The 16,307-nt window shown below is 74.0% G+C and carries 11 protein-coding genes and 1 pseudogene; 3 read left to right on the plus strand and 9 right to left on the minus strand.

Annotated elements, in window-relative coordinates:
• Positions 1–97 (plus strand): annotated as a pseudogene (locus ACIPXB_RS32080) (lytic transglycosylase domain-containing protein); the annotation flags it as partial.
• A 100-nt stretch (positions 98–197) separates the two neighbouring features.
• On the opposite strand, the gene ACIPXB_RS32085 reads toward ACIPXB_RS32080, so the two are convergent.
• Positions 198–1,028 (minus strand): dienelactone hydrolase family protein, encoded by an 831-nt coding sequence (locus ACIPXB_RS32085; RefSeq protein WP_401455618.1) that lies wholly within the window; start codon positions 1,026–1,028, stop codon positions 198–200.
• Between the two features lie 119 nt (positions 1,029–1,147).
• On the opposite strand from ACIPXB_RS32085, the gene ACIPXB_RS32090 reads away from it, so the two are divergent.
• Complete coding sequence (locus ACIPXB_RS32090) at positions 1,148–2,242, plus strand: GlxA family transcriptional regulator (protein ID WP_401455621.1); 1,095 nt, start codon at positions 1,148–1,150, stop codon at positions 2,240–2,242.
• Here ACIPXB_RS32090 and ACIPXB_RS32095 read toward each other — a convergent pair.
• From ACIPXB_RS32095 to ACIPXB_RS32105, 3 genes are all read right to left on the minus strand, one after another.
• Positions 2,185–3,573, minus strand: coding sequence for a hypothetical protein (locus tag ACIPXB_RS32095; protein ID WP_401455623.1), 1,389 nt, complete (start codon positions 3,571–3,573; stop codon positions 2,185–2,187). The two genes, ACIPXB_RS32090 and ACIPXB_RS32095, sit on opposite strands and share 58 nt — an antisense overlap.
• A 5-nt stretch (positions 3,574–3,578) precedes the next feature.
• Entirely contained in the window at positions 3,579–3,932 is a 354-nt protein-coding gene (locus ACIPXB_RS32100) for a hypothetical protein (protein ID WP_401455625.1), read from the minus strand.
• A gap of 91 nt (positions 3,933–4,023) precedes the next feature.
• The gene (locus ACIPXB_RS32105) at positions 4,024–5,442 is read right to left on the minus strand and encodes a YhgE/Pip domain-containing protein (RefSeq protein ID WP_401455627.1); all 1,419 of its coding nucleotides are present in this window, start codon (positions 5,440–5,442) and stop codon (positions 4,024–4,026) included.
• Positions 5,443–5,604: 162 nt separating this feature from the next.
• Between ACIPXB_RS32105 and ACIPXB_RS32110 the strand changes: the two genes are divergently transcribed.
• Entirely contained in the window at positions 5,605–6,288 is a 684-nt protein-coding gene (locus tag ACIPXB_RS32110; protein ID WP_401455629.1) for a MerR family transcriptional regulator, read from the plus strand.
• A gap of 97 nt (positions 6,289–6,385) precedes the next feature.
• Here the strand turns inward: ACIPXB_RS32110 and ACIPXB_RS32115 are convergent, their stop codons facing one another.
• Genes ACIPXB_RS32115 through ACIPXB_RS32135 form a run of 5 tightly spaced genes read right to left on the minus strand, consistent with a single transcriptional unit; the run spans position 6,386 to position 16,307 of the window.
• A complete protein-coding gene (locus ACIPXB_RS32115) occupies positions 6,386–7,603 on the minus strand; it encodes a hypothetical protein (protein WP_401455631.1) in 1,218 nt (405 codons plus the stop codon).
• Positions 7,594–9,165 (minus strand): cell surface protein, encoded by a 1,572-nt coding sequence (locus ACIPXB_RS32120; protein ID WP_401455633.1) that lies wholly within the window; start codon positions 9,163–9,165, stop codon positions 7,594–7,596. Before ACIPXB_RS32120 ends, ACIPXB_RS32115 begins: the two co-directional genes overlap by 10 nt.
• Before the next feature lie 28 nt (positions 9,166–9,193).
• On the minus strand, positions 9,194–10,318 hold the full coding sequence (locus tag ACIPXB_RS32125; protein ID WP_401455635.1) for a hypothetical protein: 1,125 nt from the start codon (positions 10,316–10,318) through the stop codon (positions 9,194–9,196).
• Positions 10,315–13,974, minus strand: a complete 3,660-nt coding sequence (locus ACIPXB_RS32130) for a hypothetical protein (RefSeq protein ID WP_401455638.1) — start codon at positions 13,972–13,974, stop codon at positions 10,315–10,317. Before ACIPXB_RS32130 ends, ACIPXB_RS32125 begins: the two co-directional genes overlap by 4 nt.
• Positions 13,975–13,985: 11 nt before the next feature.
• A complete protein-coding gene (locus tag ACIPXB_RS32135; protein WP_401455639.1) occupies positions 13,986–16,307 on the minus strand; it encodes a hypothetical protein in 2,322 nt (773 codons plus the stop codon).

Genomic DNA, 16,307 nt, shown 5'->3' on the forward strand with positions numbered 1-16,307 from the left:
GGCCACCCAGATCAAGTGGGGCCTGGACTACATGAACGAGCGCTACGGCAGCCCGGTCAAGGCCTGGAACTTCTGGCAGGCCAACCACTGGTACTGAGCCACCAGCGGACAGCGGACACACGCAGGTACGCGCGGACGCCCGGCCCGGATCACCCGGCCGGGCGTCCGCGCGTCCGCGGCCCCGCGCCGCCGCCCGGTCAGGTGGCGGGCAGCGACCGGTTCCCGTGCGGTCGCAGGCGGCTGGTGAGGAAGGCGAGGATCTCGTCGCGGGCCCGGACCGTGGGGTGTCCGGCCTCGTCGACGAGGTGGGCGGTGACCACGCTGTGCGGGGTGCCGACCAGGTCGGCGAAGAAGGGCGGCGGGGCCGGGTTGGCGGCGCCGTCCGGCAGGACCCGCCCGTCGAAGGCGTCGCCGAGCAGCGCGCGGTAGGCGGCGAAGCGCTGCCCCGTGCACCAGCGGTCGCCCTCGAAGCGATAGGCGAGGACGGTGAGTCCGTCGCGGTGGAGCCGGTCGCGCACCGCGCGTGCGTCCGCCGCGTCGAGTTCGAGCCCGCCGGGGTCGTCGAGCGGCAGCGACGGGTGATTGACCACCGGCGCGATCACCGCCGGTTCCAGGGCCATGGTCAGGGCGAAGTTGCCGGTGAAGCACAGGCCGATCGCGCCCACCCCGGGGCCCCCGCAGGCGGTGTGGGCCTGGCGCGCCAGCCCGCGCAGCCAGGCCGTCACCGGGCTGGTGCCGCCCCCGGCGAAGGCGCGGAACTCCGCACTCACGCAGGCGCGGCGGACCACGTCCCGGCCGCCCTCGACCGTGGGGAAGGCGCCGTCGGTCCCGAACAGGGAGGGCACGTGGACGGTGAAGCCCGCGTCCCGTACCCAGCGCGCGAGCCGCAGCACGTCGGGACTGATGCCCGGCATCTCGGGCATCACCACGACCGCGGGCCCGGTCCCGGCCACGTACACGGCCTTCGCCACCCCCTCCACGGTCACGGTCCGGCGGGTGAAGTCGGTGATCGGATCGTCGTCGCTCATGGGGCCAGCCTGGGACCCGGGCAGCCGCCGGGGGAGGGGCGGGATCGCCAGGGCCGGGGGTAGTCTCGCCACGCGCGGAAGGCGGCCGGGGCCGGGCTGTAGAGGGGGGTACGGGAGCAGTGGAGCGGACGGCGTGGCAGCCGGCGGACGGTGCGGGTCCGGGCCCCGGGCCGGGCGCGCTGCGGGTCGGGGTCCTGGCGTACCCGGACTGCTTCGCGTCCGAAGTGTTCGGCGTCCCCGATCTGCTGACCATGGCCGGGCACGTCGCCGGACCGTACGCGCCCGGCTACCGGGTGTCGGTCGTCTCGCCCCGCCGCCGGGTCACCGCCTCGGGCGGCGCGGTCCTGGACGTACGCCCCCTGCGCGATGTCGACGTCCTCGTGGTCCCCGGCTTCGAACTGCGCCCGGACGCCGATCTCGACGCCCGGCTCGCCCGGCTCGCCCCCGAGATCGCGGCGATCCGCGCGCAGGCCGCCGCCGGGACCGCCGTCGTCTCCCTCTGCGTCGGCGCGTTCCTGCTCGCCGAGGCCGGGCTGCTCGACGGGCGCCGCGCCACCACCTCCTGGCTGTACGCCGGCGAACTGGCCAGGCGCCGGCCGGCAGCCGACGTACGGCCCGAGCACCTGGTCGTCACCGACACGGGGGTGACGACCACGGCCGCGTTCAGCGCCATGTACGACTTCGCGCTGGACCTGATCCGCCGGCACAACGGTGCGCGGGTGGCCCGTACCACCGCCCGCGTGGCGCTCGTCGACGACGCGCGGACCTCCCAGGCGCCGTACGTCGACCCCAGGCTCCTGCCGCAGCCCGGCCGGGAGTTCTCCCAGCGGGTCATGCGCCGGCTCGACCAGAACCTCGCCGAGCGGTACGACCTCGCCGCACTGGCGGACGCCTTCGGGGTCAGCACCCGCACGCTGCTGCGCCGCTTCGCCGAGGAGACCGGCCGCAGCCCGCTGGCCCATCTGCAGGCCTCCCGGGTACGCCGCGCCCGCCACCTCCTGGAGACCACCGACCGCACCGTCGCCGCCGTCGCCGCGGCCGTCGGCTACCAGGACCCCGGCACCTTCGCGGCCCTCTTCGCCCGCCACACCGGCCACCGCCCGAGCGCCTACCGTGCCGCCTTCCGCCGCCCGCCACGCCCCCGCCCGGACGCCGGTCACCCACCCCGGGGACGGAGCGCGGAGGCGGCCAGCGTGGCCGCCGACACGGAATAGGGCAGGACCAGATCGTCCGCGACGCCCCGGGCGGTGAAGGATCCGGCGATGTGCTCCTTCAGCGTGAAGAACGCCAGCGCCCTCTCGGCATCGCACACGACATCGACGGTGTCTTCCTCCACACCCCAGTGACGCAGGGCCGCCGCCGGTTTCCCCGCGGCGGCGAGCCGTGCGCCTTCGCCGAGCCATCCGGCGCCCGCCTCCTCCAGCAGATACACGTGCGCGCGCCCCGGCAGGCACTGCAATGCGTCCAGCCAGCCGATGGCGTCCATGTGCGACGGGGGCATGTGGCTGCGGACCGGAGCCGCCTGCAGCGTCTCCCATGAGAAGGGTCGGGCGCTCTCCGACATGTCCGCCGCGGCCGCTGTCGCCTCCCGCGGAATGCGCAGGAGTCTCTGCAGGGACTTCTGCCTGCGGGCTCCCAGTTCCTTCAGGAGCCAGGCCGCCCGGGTGGCGGCCGGTGGATGCGTACAGCCGCGGCGGACGAACAGCGCCTGCTCGGTCAGGTACAGGGCGAGCATCGCGATCAGTACGCCCGTCTCGGCCAGCTGCACGGCGACCGCAGCCCGCAGCACGCCGTCGTTCTGCATCAGTCCGGCCTGCCGGACAGCTCGGAAGGCGAGCAGGTCCGCATCCCTTTCCCGGCGCTCGTTCTCGGAACAGGCCGAGAGGTCCTCGTCCGGGGCGAAGGAGCTCGCGGCCGGCGAGTGCCCCAGCACGTGATGAGCGATCTCATGACCGATCACGAACCGGTAGGCCTGTTCGGAGAGGTGCCACGCGGTCTGCCGGCCCCGTGGGCCCAGCCGCACGTCCAGCTGGGTCGTCGCACCGGCGACCCGCTGGTTGGTCGTGCTGTAGCGCAGCATGCCGGTGAGGACGTCCGGGTTCTCGTACATACGGGTCTTCACGCTCGCGCGCAGGCTCCGCCAGTCGAGCCATCTGTGGCCGGAGAGAGCGATGTAATGGCTGTAGGAGGAGCACGTTCCGATCAAGCCGTCCGCGACGATGACCAGGCCCGACCCATCGGGGAAGGGCCTCAGCCGGGCCGACACCTCCTCATGGAGGGTGGTGACGATGCGCACCGATTCGAGTTTTTCCCCGCCCACCCCGAGAGCGGCCATCGCGGCCTTCACATCATCGGCCACCCTGTCCACATAGCCGACCGAGAAATCACTGTCCGGTTTGAACCAGGAACTCTGCCGCAGATTGCCGTAGACGGTGTCGAGCTGTTGGAGCAGTTCGTGCGCCCCGAGTTCGCGCATCTGCTGCCGCTTTTCCTCCAGCGCCATTTCGCGATCCGCCTGGATCAGCTCGCACTGCTGGTCCGCCATGGTCCTCATGGGCGGGCCGGCGCGTTCCGGCAGAACGTCCCGAGTCCGACCCTCGCGACCAGTACGGCGATCAGCGCGGCCGTCGCGGGGTCCCCGGCGAACTCCCCGACCAGCTCCTCGATCGCGTACGCGTCGACGAGCCGGTCGGATCCCGACGTTCCGATCAGTGCCTGGGTCCGTTCGTGATGGCAGATCCTGCGCTGCATCTCACGGTGCTTGTTGGCGAACCACTGCTTCCCGAACCGGCGTTTTTCCTCTTCGTCCTCGGGAGAAAGTCCCAGTCCCTCACCCAGGAGCTGCGCCCCGAGCAACAGGTACAACTCGTCGTCGCTCTTTCCCCAGTACGTTTCGACGGACATGTGTTCGCATTCCCCCTGAACTCGACCCGTCACCGTTCAGGAGCATAAGGCCTCGCGCCCGCCCGGGATACGGAACGGGCGCGAGGCATCGTCATTGACCGGCGGTCGGTGAACTCGCCTGCGGCTGCCGGGGTTCAGGGGACCCGGGGGTCCCGGACCCGGCCCCCGAGTCGGCGCCCGACTCGGCCCCCGACCCGGTGCCCGGCACGGTTCCGGACTCGGCCGCCGGCTCGGCCCCGCGCCCGGGTTCGGTTCCGGGGGTCGGGAGGGGGATGCGGTGCAGGCCGCGGTGGTCGTAGAGGCGGGCGACGGCGAAGCCGAAGATCAGCGCGGCGACCAGGGCGACGGCCATCGCCGTCCACGCCCGGGTCAGGCCCGCGTCGGCCTGCGCCCCGTAGTAGAAGAGGGACCGCAGGCCCTCGGTGACCTGGCGCAGCGGCTCGAACTCGGCGAGGGCGCGGAAGAACCCGGGCAGCGCCTGCACCGGCACGGTGGCGCCGGAGGAGGGGACGGCCATCGCGATGAAGACGATGGTGGCCACCAGCATGCCCGGGGCGCCGAAGGCGGCGAACAGGGCCAGGCCGCCGATGCCGACGACCGCGATGGTGGCGACCGAGTACAGCCACAGCAGGCCGAGATGGGAGGCGTCCATGTCGAGGATGCCGACCGTGGCGACCTCGACCAGGGTGCCCATCACCACGGACAGGCCGAGCATGAGCGCGATACCGATCGCCAGGGTGCGGACGCGGCTGGTGTGCTGGACCGGTTCGCGCTTGCGGATGGGGCCGAAATCGGCGTGCAGGTAGCCCAGGGCGGTGTCGACCTGGGAGTTGACCAGGTTGGCGCCGAGCACGCCGCAGACGACCAGAATCAGTGCGTAGTAGAAGGCGCTCAGCCCCATGGCGCTGCGGGCACCGACGGGGTGGCCGTCGGCGACGTTCACGGTCACCGGGTCGGCCAGCGTGAGCTGGGCGGCCGTCGGGAGCGGGGTCTTCTGGGAGCCGGCCTGCTGGAGGAGTTCCTGGCCCAGCTGGGTGGAGGCGGTGTGGGCGGCCTTCTGGGCGGCCTGGGAAGCCATGGAGGAGCCGATGCTGCCCGCCGCCTGGTTGGTCAGCACGGTCAGGGTCGGCGGTGCGGCCTTGCCCGGGGGCGCCGGCTGCGGCGCGGTGAGCGCGGCCACGGTGGCGGAGTAGTCGGCGGGTATGACAAGGGCGCCGAAGACCTTGCCCTGGCCCAGCCGCTTGTCCGCCTCCGCGCGGCTGACGACCTGCCAGTCGATGCTCCGGTCGCCCTTCGCGGCCTTCTGGACGCCGGCGACGACCTGCTCGCCCAGGTTGACGTGGCGGCCGCCCGTGTCCGCGCCGCGGTCGCTGTTGACCAGGGCCACGGGCAGGTCGCGCAGGTTGCCTCTGGGGTCGACGTTGCCGCCGACGTAGAGCAGGGCGAACAGGATCGAGACGACCGCGGCGATGAGCCCCGTCACGATCCACAGCTGGGGTCGGCGGAGCACGGAGGGGGGAGTGGGGTGGGGCATCGATTCTCCGGTGCGGCTTCGGCTGCGTTCCTGGGCTGGATACCTGAAGTATCCAGTCATTGGATAGTGGCAGTATCTTGTTGTGGTGTCCAATCGTCGACGACCGGCACCGGACCGTGTGACCAGCAGGGAAGCCGTATGAAGATCTCGGAGCTCAGCCGGCGCACCGGCGTACCGGTCGCCAGCATCAAATACTTCCTGCGCCAGGGGCTGCTGCCCGCGGGGCGGGCGACGGCCGCGACCCTGGCCGAGTACGGCGAGGAGCACGCGCAGCGGCTGCGGCTGATCAAGGCGCTGACCACCCTGGGCGGCCTGTCCATCGCGGCCACCCGTGAGGTGCTCGGGGCCGTCGACCAGGCTGACCGCTCCGAGGGCGCCCTCGGAGCGGTCAGCTACGCCCTGCCGGTGCCGGTCGCCGCCCAGCGGGCCGCGGGCCACGACGAGGAGGACGCCGGGGCCGAGGCCGGCGCGGGCGCGGGCGCCGCGGCCACCGAGGTGGCGGAGCTGCTCGCGGCCCTGGACTGGCAGGTGCCCGGCACATCACCGCACGTGCAGGGGCTGACGACGGCGCTGGAGGCGCTGTGCCGGCTGGACGCCCGGTACGCCCCGGGCGAGCTCGTCGCCTACGCGCGGCTGGCCGAGCAGGTGGCCCGGCTGGACCTCGAGCGCGCGGCCGGCCTCGACGACCCGGTGGCGCTGGCCGAGCGCGCCGTCATCGTCTTCGCGATCTGCGCCCCGGTGTTCGAGATGCTGCGGCGTCTCGCCCAGGAGGACCAGGTACGCCGCAGCGTCGCGGCCGACACGTCCGCGGTCCGCGGGTAGCTCCACGGGCGGCCCCCGCGCGACGGCCCACGGGCGGCCCCCGCACGGCCGCGCGCCACCACCCCGCCTGCCCTGTCAGCCGCGGGCTCGGCGTGCCTCACTCCCTTCGCGCCGGCCGGTCCGCACGCGGGCCCAGTGGCGCCCCGCCGGCCGGCTCCTTGAGCTCGCCGGTACCGAAGGGGAGCCATGCGAGCCGGTACCGGCTCGCGGCGGTGCCCGACCGGCCGATCGTCACCACGGCCCCCCGGGGGACGACGGCCGTCAGCCGGACCCCGGGGAAACCGGGGTCGCCGGGATCGGGCGGGGCCTGGCGGGCCTGCACGCTGGTACGGCGGTCCGCGCCGTCCGCGGAGACGGTGACGGTGAGGGTCGGGGCACCGTCCCCCGCGACGTCCTCCTCGGCGATCAGGTGACCGACGAGGAAGCCGTCCGTCTCCGCCGTGCAGACCCGTTCGTCCGCCTCCCCCAGGCCGAACTCGACGGGCAGACGGGTGAGCGTCGCGCGCCCCCGCACCGTGAGGTCGTTGACGACCAGGTCGGGCCGCGCGACCGTGACCAGGGTCGTCAGCGCGTACTCGGCCTCCGCCGCGTCCCCGTCCCCTCCCTTCGCCCCCTCCGCCTCGTCCCGGACCCGCACCACCAGCGCGAACGCCGTGTCGCGGTGCAGCGCCGGGGAGACCCAGCGGCGGACGGCGGTGACATCGGCCGGCTCGCCGTCGTGCAGCATCGTGTACGTCGCCCCGGGCCGGCTGTCGCCGCGCCACGTCAGCTCGGCGGAGCGGCCGCTCTGGACCAGGACGTACTCCGGCCGGAAGTCGCCCACCGTGAAACCCGCGGGCACCTTGGCCAGCGGCCACTCCTGGTACCGGGTCTCCCCGCCCTCCTCGATCTTCTCGGCCAGGGTCAGCCGGCTGGTCCCGACCTCCCGGTTGACCCCGACGGAGGCGATCGTCAGCTCCAGCTGATCGCCCGGATCCAGCGGGCGGTTGCGCAGCGGGGTCAGGACGTACGACTGGCTGTCCTCCTCGTACTCGAACCGCCACCGCCTGTTGTCGTCGACCTGCGGCTCGGCGTTCTCCGGGCTGGCCGTCAGGTCGTCCGGCCCGAGGCCCACCGGGAAGGAGAACCGGATCTCCTCGACGGTGACCTCGTCGTTCCCGTGGTGGGTGACGGTGATCCGCAGCGTCTGGGGCGTCGGCGTCGGGCCCTGCGCGACCTGGAGCGGTGCCGGATCGGTCTCCAGCGTGTACGTCAGCAGGGGGGCCGTCGCGTCGTACCCGTCCACCGGCGCCTGCCCCGCTCCCCTCAGCCCCACGCCGGGCCGATGCCCAGGTACGCGTACTCGAACAACTGGGCCCCGAGCGGGAACGAGGCGACTTCCTCCCCGCCGGACAGCGACATCTTCTTCACCGAGCTCCCGCGGTAGCCGACGACGAAGAGGTACGCGCCGTCGGGGGAGACCACCACCGAGTTCGGGCGTTCGCCCTCCACCCGGACGGAGTCCACCACGCTCGCCGTCGCGATGTGGATCACCCGTACGTCGGGGCCGAGATCCGCCGCGTAGAAGAGCTGGGAGTCCGGGGACGGCGCCACGCACGACAGGTCCCGCCCGACCTCGACCAGCCGCGGCCCGCCCCCGCCCGCCGCGTTCACCAGGGCGACGAAGCTGCTGCCCGAGGTGCGGTTGACCAGACCGAGCACCGAGCCGTCCGGGGTGATCGCCGCCTCCGTCGGCCGGAAGCCGCCGTCCGCGCGCCGGACCACCTGACGGGTGGCGGTGTCCACCACGGCCACGTCGTCCGTGGACCGGCAGGTGACGTGGACGTGACGGCCGTCGGGGGAGGGCAGCAGGGCGGTGGTGTCGCTGCCGACGTCCACCGGGACCGAGGCGCCGGTGGCGAGGTCGATCACCCGGATGTCCGGCCCGTCGAGGCTGCCGACGTACGCGGCGGAGCCGTCGGGCAGGACCCCCAGGCCGAACGCGTTCGAGCCGGCCGGCACGGTCTGGAGCGTACCGGCGGTGACGTCCACGAGGGCGAGCTGCCCCGACTGGTACGTGGGCGCCAGCGCGAGGAATCCGTCCTGGGAGAAGGAGACGTTCTGGGACCGGCCGATCGAGGCCTGCCGGATCTGCTGCCCGGTGTCGGCGTCGAACACCCGCAGCAGCTCCTCGGTGCTGTCGACCACCCCGAGGAACGTGCGGTACGGCCACCGGTCCCGCAGCAGCTCGGTGCCGGAGGTGACGCGGTGCCGGTCGGTGTCGCACTCGACGTAGCGCTTGCCGTCGGTGGTCAGGAGGTAGCCGTTGCTGGTGGCCGGGTGGGAGAAGGCGGCCGCGACGCCGCCGTACACCTCGGAGTCGGGGTACGCGGGGTTGCGCCAGATGTCGGCGATCGGGCCCTGCACCACGACCTCGTCGTACTCGATGTCGTAGTTGACGCACCGGCTGCCGCGGAAGAGGTGCACCGTGCCGTCCGGCGCCGGCAGGCCGGCGTCGACACCGTCGGCGAACTCCGGGGCGTCCTTGCGCAGTCCGGGGAACTTGTCCCCGATCGGCACCGGGCCGGACCCGCCCACCGGCTCGTTGCGCTCCATGTCGTACAGGACGCAGGTCGCGCCCTTGAACAGGTACACCCGGGCGGTGTCGGTGGAGCAGGCGGCGTCGAACCCGTTCAGATAGGCGGCGGGCAGCTTGGGCCACAGCTCGCGCAGGGCGGTTCCGCGGGTGGGCGGGGCCACCGAGGCGGCGTCGTACTGGACGGCCCAGCCGCCGCGGACCATGAAGACCGCGGCCCGGGACCCGCCCGAGTCCGGGATGCTGAAGGCGGCGTCGATGCCGCGGGCCACGAGGTCCGCGGTGGTGTCGTTCCAGGTCATGCCGAAGTCTCCTCGGAGCGTACGGGGTTCAGGACTGGGGTTCGCGCAGCGGGCCGGTGCCGAACGGGAACCAGGTGAGGGCGGCGGTGAAGTTCTCGTCCCCTCGTCGGATCACCCGCACCGCCGAGCCCCGGGGCACGGGCACGATCAGGCTCGCCTCCTGGTTGTCGGTGCCGCCGCGGGCGTCCCAGGACTGTGTGGCGAACTTCTGCCGCCGCAGGTTGGGCGGGGTGACGAACACGTTGAGGTGCGCCGGAGCCCCGTCGAGGGTGGTCTTGATGTAGCCGGTGATCAGGCCGTCGGTGTCGGCGACGTAGGATGTGGGCTCGCTCTCGGTCCCCCAGTCGACCTCCTGGGCCTGGCCGAAGAGGCGCACGGATCCGTTGGCGTCGAGGTCGCCGACCTCGAGATCGGGCATGTCGACGGTCACGGCCGCGGTCAGACCGTACGTGACGGGCACGCCGTCCTTCGCGGTGGAACCCAGCAGCATGAACGCGGTGGCGGTGGTCAGGGCGGGGGAGGTCCAGGACCCGTTGCCCTCGGCATCGATGAAGCCGTTGACCGGACGACGCTGGTCCGCGAAAAAGATCTCGTAGTCCGGTTCCGTGTCGCACTTCCAGGTCAGCGTCACCGTCTCGCCGTTGGGGACGGTGACCCGGTCGGGCCGGAAGTCCTCCAGCATCGCCGTCGGAGCCGCCTTGACCAGGCGCAGGGCCTCGGCGCCCGCCCGATGCGGCGAGCCCTCCGGCCCGTCGCCCCCGGTCACGCCGCGATCCCCGACCTCGCCGACGCCGAGGGTGACCGTCCCGACGGCCCGGTTCACCGCGACGTCGTCGAGCGTGACCACGATTCGCGCGCCCGGCCCCAGTGCGGTGCCGGGTGCGACCGGGCGTACGTGGAAGATCCCGTCGCCCCGGTGCTCCGCCGACCAGCCGGCGTCGTCGGTGCGCGCGGTGATCGTTCCCGGTGTGGCGGTCAGCGCCTCGCTCCCCTCCCCGGTCGGCAGGGTCAGGGCGATCGTCCCGCAACTGACCGGATCCGGGCCCGGGTTGCCCACGGTGATCCGCAGCGTGGCGCGCCCGGGGGCGTCCTCGGTGCCGGCCCGTAGCGGGGCGGGACTGGTGTGGAGGCTGTAGTGCAGGGCCGTGGTCATGAGCTGCTCCCGGTGGTGGGGGGCGCATCCGTCTCGCCCAGCGCGCCGGTGAGCTGGAGGAACCCGGTGCGGGCGGCGGGCGTGGTGTCCGACAGGGCGAGTGCGTCGTCGGGTGAGGTCAGCGGGAGCGTGGTCCACGACCCGGGACCCCCGGCCGGGAGCGCGCCGTCCGCGGCCGCCGGCTCCGCCCACGACCAGGTGCCCCGCCGGCCCGACGGGCCGGGCATGACCACGTGTTCGGCCGGCGCCGAGCCCTCCTCCCCGGGCACCCTGCGGGTTCCCGCCAGTAGCGGACCCATGCGGAACGCCAGCCTCATCCGACTCAGGGGCTCGCGGACCCAGGTCGGCGGCAGCAGCAGCCGGCTGACCGGCAGGATGTCGCTGACGGCGTGCACGGCGGCCCACGGATCGGCCAGCAGGGTCACCCAGACACTGCTCCGCTCGTCCTCGGCGCGGTCGGCACGCAGCCGGGCGGGCGTCGACGCGGGGCGGGCGGGCAGGGCGATCTCGAGGCCGTCGATGGGGACGGCGTAGTCGGCGGTGGACCGGGCCGGCGGTTCCGGGACGGCGTGCAGCCGGGTGTACCGGGTGCCCAGATAGAACCCGGCGAGCCCGTCACCGAGCATGTCGCCGGCGCCCAGCCGGACGTTCCACATGTACGAGGTGAACTCCGGCGGCTCCGGCGCGATCACCTCGTCCCAGGACGAGGAGGTCATGGCGGGTCCGTCCAGCTCCAGGCGCAGCCGGGAGCGCAGCAGCGCCATCGGCCGGCCCACCAGGGCCGCGAGGCTGTCGTCGTCCCCGCCGGGCACGGTCGCCGACATGGACCGGTCGACGACCTCCAGGAGCTGGGTGAACGCGGCCTCGCCGCCGTCCAGCACGCCGACGACGAAGCCGTGCAGGTGGGGCAGGTCGGCGGCGAACTCCCGGCCGGACCCGGTCGCCGGATCCGGGTCGGGGTAGGGCGAGTCGGGCAGCGGGTACCAGGCGGCGATCCGCCGGTGCCCGGTGTCCAGCACGAGCCGGATCTCGCCCAGGCCGTGGCCCTCCGGGGCGTGCACGAGCAGCGAGCCGGCCAGATGGTTGGCGATCACCCAGCCGCAGACCGGGCTCTCGCCCGCGGCCTCGCGCGGTCCGGCGTCCACGTCCACCTGGTGGTGGTCGTCCCGCGCGGAGACGAAGTCGAAACGCAGCCGGGCGGGCTGGATGAGCCGGGGCGGCAGTTCGACGTACCGGTACTCGTTCTCCGGGAACACCGGGATGTCGGGGGTCACGCTGAGCGCGCGCAGTACCGGGTAGGAATCCACGTTGTCCGGGCTGATCACCGCCAGCGAGCGGCCGAACCGGTCGATGACGTGGAGCTGTTCGAACGCCAGCTGGCCGGCCCGTACCGGGCGGAACTCACGGGGGCCGGAGCCGGACGCGGGCCCCGGGTCGGGCACGTCGCCGAGCGGCACCCGGGAGCGGCTGTTGTCCACGAGGTCACCGAGCTCGTCGGACGGAACCATGTTGAAGGCGGGCGAGTGCTGGGCCAGCCAGTGGTTGACCCCGTCGATGCGCTGCGACAGCTGGTCCCACTCCTCGGCCCGGGCGCGCAGCTCGCGCAGCTCGGCGACGGGCCCGCGCGGGTGCGTGTCGGCGTGCTGCGCCAGCCGGGCCCGGGTGTCGAAGCCGGGCAGCGGACTCAGCAGCGCGCGCCCGGTGAGGACCCCCGGGTCGAGTACGGCGTTGGTGCCCTTCCACCGGTAGCGGGTCCCGTCGAAGTGCCAGTTGTCGTCGTCGCCACTGCGGTACGGAGTGGGGAAACAGTTCATCTTCCAGATCAGGTGCAGGGGCGACCAGGGCTGCCGCCACGGCCGCGTCCAGCGGGCGATCACCCCGCTGACGTGCGTTTCGGGCGAGGCCAGCGCCTCCTCCAGGGCGGTCCTGCCGGGGTCGGCGCCCGGGGTGACGGCGGCCCGGTCGAGCAGGAAGAACTCCCCCAGGAGCGCGGCCAGTACGCCGGGTTCGGGCAGTCCGGACAGGTCCGGGGCGGGCGGATCGGCGGGCGGCCGCGCCATCTCCCCGTCGATGAGGACCTCGGTCACCGCCTCGGTGGCGACGCGGCAGGGCAGGGCGTTCTCGTCGGTGAGCGGGCGGTCGATCCTGGCCCCTCGTACGATCACCGAGGGGTCCGGGGTGCTGTGGAACGCGGGATCGGCGCACCGCTGGAGCTCCCGGCCCGGCGCCAGCTGGTGCCGGTCGGCATAGTCCTCGACCGCGTCGGCCAGGTCCCCGGCGGTGTCGCCCCACGGGATGCGCGCGCGCAGCCCGCCGTCGCCCTCCTGCCCGTTGGCGCCGCCGGCCGCGTCGCCGAAGACGGTGACGAGCTGCCGGCGGACCTGCTGGGCCAGCGAACCCTCGGTGCCGGGCTCCAGCTGGGCGTCGCACAGCACGTCCCAGCCCGCCGGCCGGTTCTCCCGGCCGCGCAGCCACCACAGCCCGTACAGGCGCCGCTGGAGGTGGGACAGTTCGCGGCAGGCCGCGTCGTGCTCGTCCTGGACCTCGTTGAGCTCGGCCAGCCACTGCCGCTCCTCGGCGATCTGCCGCGCGGACCGCTGGGGCCAGGCGCCCTCCGGCGGGGCGGGGCGGTCCACGATGCGCCAGGTGTAGCCGCCGGGTTCGGCACCGAACCAGGTGCGCCGGGTGGCGTGTTCGAGGGCGTCCTCGCCGCCGTCGTCGAGCACGTCCAGGAGGTCGTAGACGAACGCCCGCCACAGCAGCGCCGCCTCGGGGTCGTCCCCGGTGGGCGGGTGCAGGGCGGTCTCGGCGTCGGTGACGATATGCCCGACGGCCACGTCGACCTCGCGTACGTCGGGCTTGTCGGATTCCGGACGGTCGCCGTCCGGCTCCCAGCGCAGGCCGACGGCGGTCCCCGCGCAGAACGACCGGGTGGGCGTGAGCGCGGGGTCGGTGGTCGACCACCGCAGGTGCTCCAGGAGCGCCCGGACGTCCCCCGCCGGCGGCGCGTGCAGGATGTCCCAGGTCGGGTCGGAGTACCAGCCGGCCACGGCGTAGCTGATCAGGGAGGGTTCGGTCAGCCCCCGCAGCGGGTCGTGCAGGGAGAAGACGTTCTCGTTGTACGGCTGGAAGCCGGCGAACGTCGGCAGCCCCGGCCCGATCGCGGTGAGGAACTTCCGGCGTCCGCCGGGCTCGGTCCAGGGGCCGTCGGAGAGGTCGTGGGCGCGGCCGATGTACGTCTCCTCCAGGCCCTCGGCGAAGGGGTCGAGGAAGGGGGACGTGCCGTCGTCGTAGCTGAGGTAGTCGCTGTCGACGACCCAGCCGGTCGCCGTGGGCGGCTCGCCGGGCCGCGCGGCGGGCCGGCTGTAGCGGACGACGAGCCAGCGGTTGGGGACGGCCGGGAACTCCAGCCGGCCGGCCGGTCCGTCCTGGCGGCCGCGCCGCAGCGCGTCGGGCAGCAGCCAGTGCAGGTGGACGCCGAGGCCCGGCTTGCCCGACGAGGAGCTCTGGAACGGGTCGGGCTCGGGCGGGTAGCGCCGGTCCAGCCGGTCGAACTCGGGGTACCAGCGGCGGTGGGGCTCGTTGTCACGGACCCGCCTGTTCACCAGGAGGGCGTCCACCTGGACGGGGACGATCAGGGGCGGCTGGGAGGCCATGGAGCGGTTCCTCACTGTCGGCCGGACCGGGCGCTGGGCTGGGCGGGGGTGAAGGAGATGCGCTGCGGGGCGTTGACCAGCTCGACCGCGAACGCGCCGGGGGAGAGGTCCTCGTCCGGGTCGAGCTGACCGGCCGCCCGCAGGGCCGCGCCCAGGGCGGGGACCAGGGGGTCGGCGCCCGCGGCGAGATCGAGGACCTGCGGTTCCCCGTCCTCGGCGACGGGACGCAGGAAGCGGCTGACGCCCGCCTCGCCCGCCGGCGGGAAGACCACGCCGTCGCCCAGGGACTCCCCGACCGGGTCGGTCAGCCGGCGCAGCCCGATGCGGTCCTCGCCGTCGATGCCGAAGTGGATGCCCTCGTGCGGCTCGCGCAGGCGCACCTCGTCGGGGACGCCGTCGAACAGGCACAGCAGCAGGTCGGGTCCGATGACGACCCGGTGGACGATGTCGAGGAGTTCCCCCTCACCGCTGCCGCCGCCGGTCAGGCGCGGCTCGACGACGACGTCGGGCCACGACCGTACGAGCGTGGACCTCATCAGCAGCCCGGTCAGCGGCTCCGGCTCGGCCAGCGCCTCCCGGGCGAGCCGGCCCACGGCGACGTCGAGGGAGGTGCCCAGGCCGGTGCTGAGCACGCCGTCGCGCAGCGCCTCGCACCACTGCGCGTCGACGTGGAAGAAGCGCAGGCTCTCGGGCGGCAGCATGCGGGAGTCGGGGACGAGATGGCCGAGCGGGGTGGCGGCCAGCAGCCGCACCTGGTCGACCGCGCCCAGCAGCGGTTCCAGGTGCTCGGTCAGCGCCTGCCGCAGCAGCTCCCGCCGGCCGCCGTCCAGGGACCCGCCGTCCAGGGACCCGCCGTCCAGGGACCCGTCGTCCCGGTGCCCGCCGTCCGGTGGCCCGCCGTCCCGCGCGGCCGCGCCGAGGAGCGCCTCCACGGCCGGCGGCCGGGGTACGCCGCCCGCACGCCGCCGGGGCGCCGGCGTCCCCGCGCCGGCCCGCGACCCGGCCGGGGCGGCGGTCGCCGCGGCGTGCACACGGTCGCCGAGCCGGCCCTCCATCAGTTCGTGGAACCGCGCCAGCGCCGGGCCCGCCGCGAGCGGCGTCGCCGTACGCATCAGGGCGCGTCCGGCGATGTGCCGGGCCCGGGACCGGAAGGCCGACAGCGCGCTCGCCAGGTTCTGGTCGGACAGGGCGAGCGCGCGCCCGAGTGCGAAGGCGGCGGCGTGGCCGACGTCGAAGACCCCGGTACCGGCGACGTAGACCAGGGCCTCGTCCACCGACTGCCAGCCCGCGGCGGGCCGGGGGGCGGCCGGCGCCACGACCGGGGTGAACGGACCGCGGTACCAGGCGAACGTCCGCTCGCCCGACGGCAGAACGTAGTCCACCGGCGCGTACCCGAGATCGAGGCGCTCGGTCGCGGCCGTACGCCCGCTCCCGGCCCGCCCGTACGGCAGCCGCAGTCCGAGGCCGGCCGGATCCTCGGCCATGTGCCGCACGAGCGCGTCGAAGTGCCCCGTGGGGTCGGGCCGCGCCTCGAAGGACCACGCGCGCAGGGACACCAGCCGCACGGCGGGCTCCTCGGGCCGTACGCCGTCGACGTGCTCGGCGAACCCCTCCAGCGACACCAGGTGCGCGACATGGCGCCCGGCGGTACGGGGGAACCGGTTGGCGACGACCACGGAGTGGTCACCCGCCTCCAGGACCTCCCCGGAGGCCAGCCGCACGGCCGCCCGCCGGTCGCGGACCTTGCGCACGTGGCACAGGAACGGCAGGTCGGCGCGGCGGGGCACGAGGGCGGCGAAGACCTCCGACGGCACGTCGATGGTGGTGCACGTGCTGTCGTGCAGCTCCGCCGGCACGTCGTCGAGCGTGATGCCGGGGCGCAGGACGCCGGAGTCGTCAGGGGTGAGGAGACCGCGTACGGTCCTGGTGTCGACGTGCCCTTGGGCCTTGGGGTCCCCGGGCAGTTCCTCCTCGGCGAACAGGAGCAGCGCGAGCCAGGGGAAACCGGTCTCGGCGGGGTCGAGCGTGCGCTCCCACGGCAGGATCAGCCGGTTGAAGGTGATGTGCGGCAGGACGCGCTCGAAGGAGCCGACGGCGGCGGGGGCCGGGTGGAGGGCGTGGACGAAGGACTCGTCCAGCGTGAACTGGGGCGCCCGGATCTCGAACTCCTGCCGAACGGGCGGCAGCTTGTCCGAGCCGACCTTGTCGCCGGCGACCTCGTGCTCCAGCGTGAGCTCGTAGAGCCCGGCGGGCGCCGGGGCGATGTGGTCGTCGTGGAAGTGGATGTCGAACCGGGGCTCGGGCGTGTCCCCGGAAGCGTCGGGCTGGGCCAT

Origin of the sequence: Streptomyces sp. NPDC090022, from assembly GCF_044748145.1 — a bacterium.
GTDB lineage: Bacteria > Actinomycetota > Actinomycetes > Streptomycetales > Streptomycetaceae > Streptomyces.

What these genes read in the sequence shown, in the direction of transcription:
- ACIPXB_RS32135 (WP_401455639.1), bottom strand. Translation starts at nt 16,307, where the DNA reads ATGGCCCAGCCCGACGCTTCCGGGGACACGCCCGAGCCCCGGTTCGAC.
- ACIPXB_RS32110 (WP_401455629.1), top strand. Translation starts at nt 5,605, where the DNA reads ATGAAGATCTCGGAGCTCAGCCGGCGCACCGGCGTACCGGTCGCCAGC.
- ACIPXB_RS32125 (WP_401455635.1), bottom strand. Translation starts at nt 10,318, where the DNA reads ATGACCACGGCCCTGCACTACAGCCTCCACACCAGTCCCGCCCCGCTA.
- ACIPXB_RS32095 (WP_401455623.1), bottom strand. Translation starts at nt 3,573, where the DNA reads ATGGCGGACCAGCAGTGCGAGCTGATCCAGGCGGATCGCGAAATGGCG.
- ACIPXB_RS32130 (WP_401455638.1), bottom strand. Translation starts at nt 13,974, where the DNA reads ATGGCCTCCCAGCCGCCCCTGATCGTCCCCGTCCAGGTGGACGCCCTC.
- ACIPXB_RS32120 (WP_401455633.1), bottom strand. Translation starts at nt 9,165, where the DNA reads ATGACCTGGAACGACACCACCGCGGACCTCGTGGCCCGCGGCATCGAC.
- ACIPXB_RS32085 (WP_401455618.1), bottom strand. Translation starts at nt 1,028, where the DNA reads ATGAGCGACGACGATCCGATCACCGACTTCACCCGCCGGACCGTGACC.
- ACIPXB_RS32100 (WP_401455625.1), bottom strand. Translation starts at nt 3,932, where the DNA reads ATGTCCGTCGAAACGTACTGGGGAAAGAGCGACGACGAGTTGTACCTG.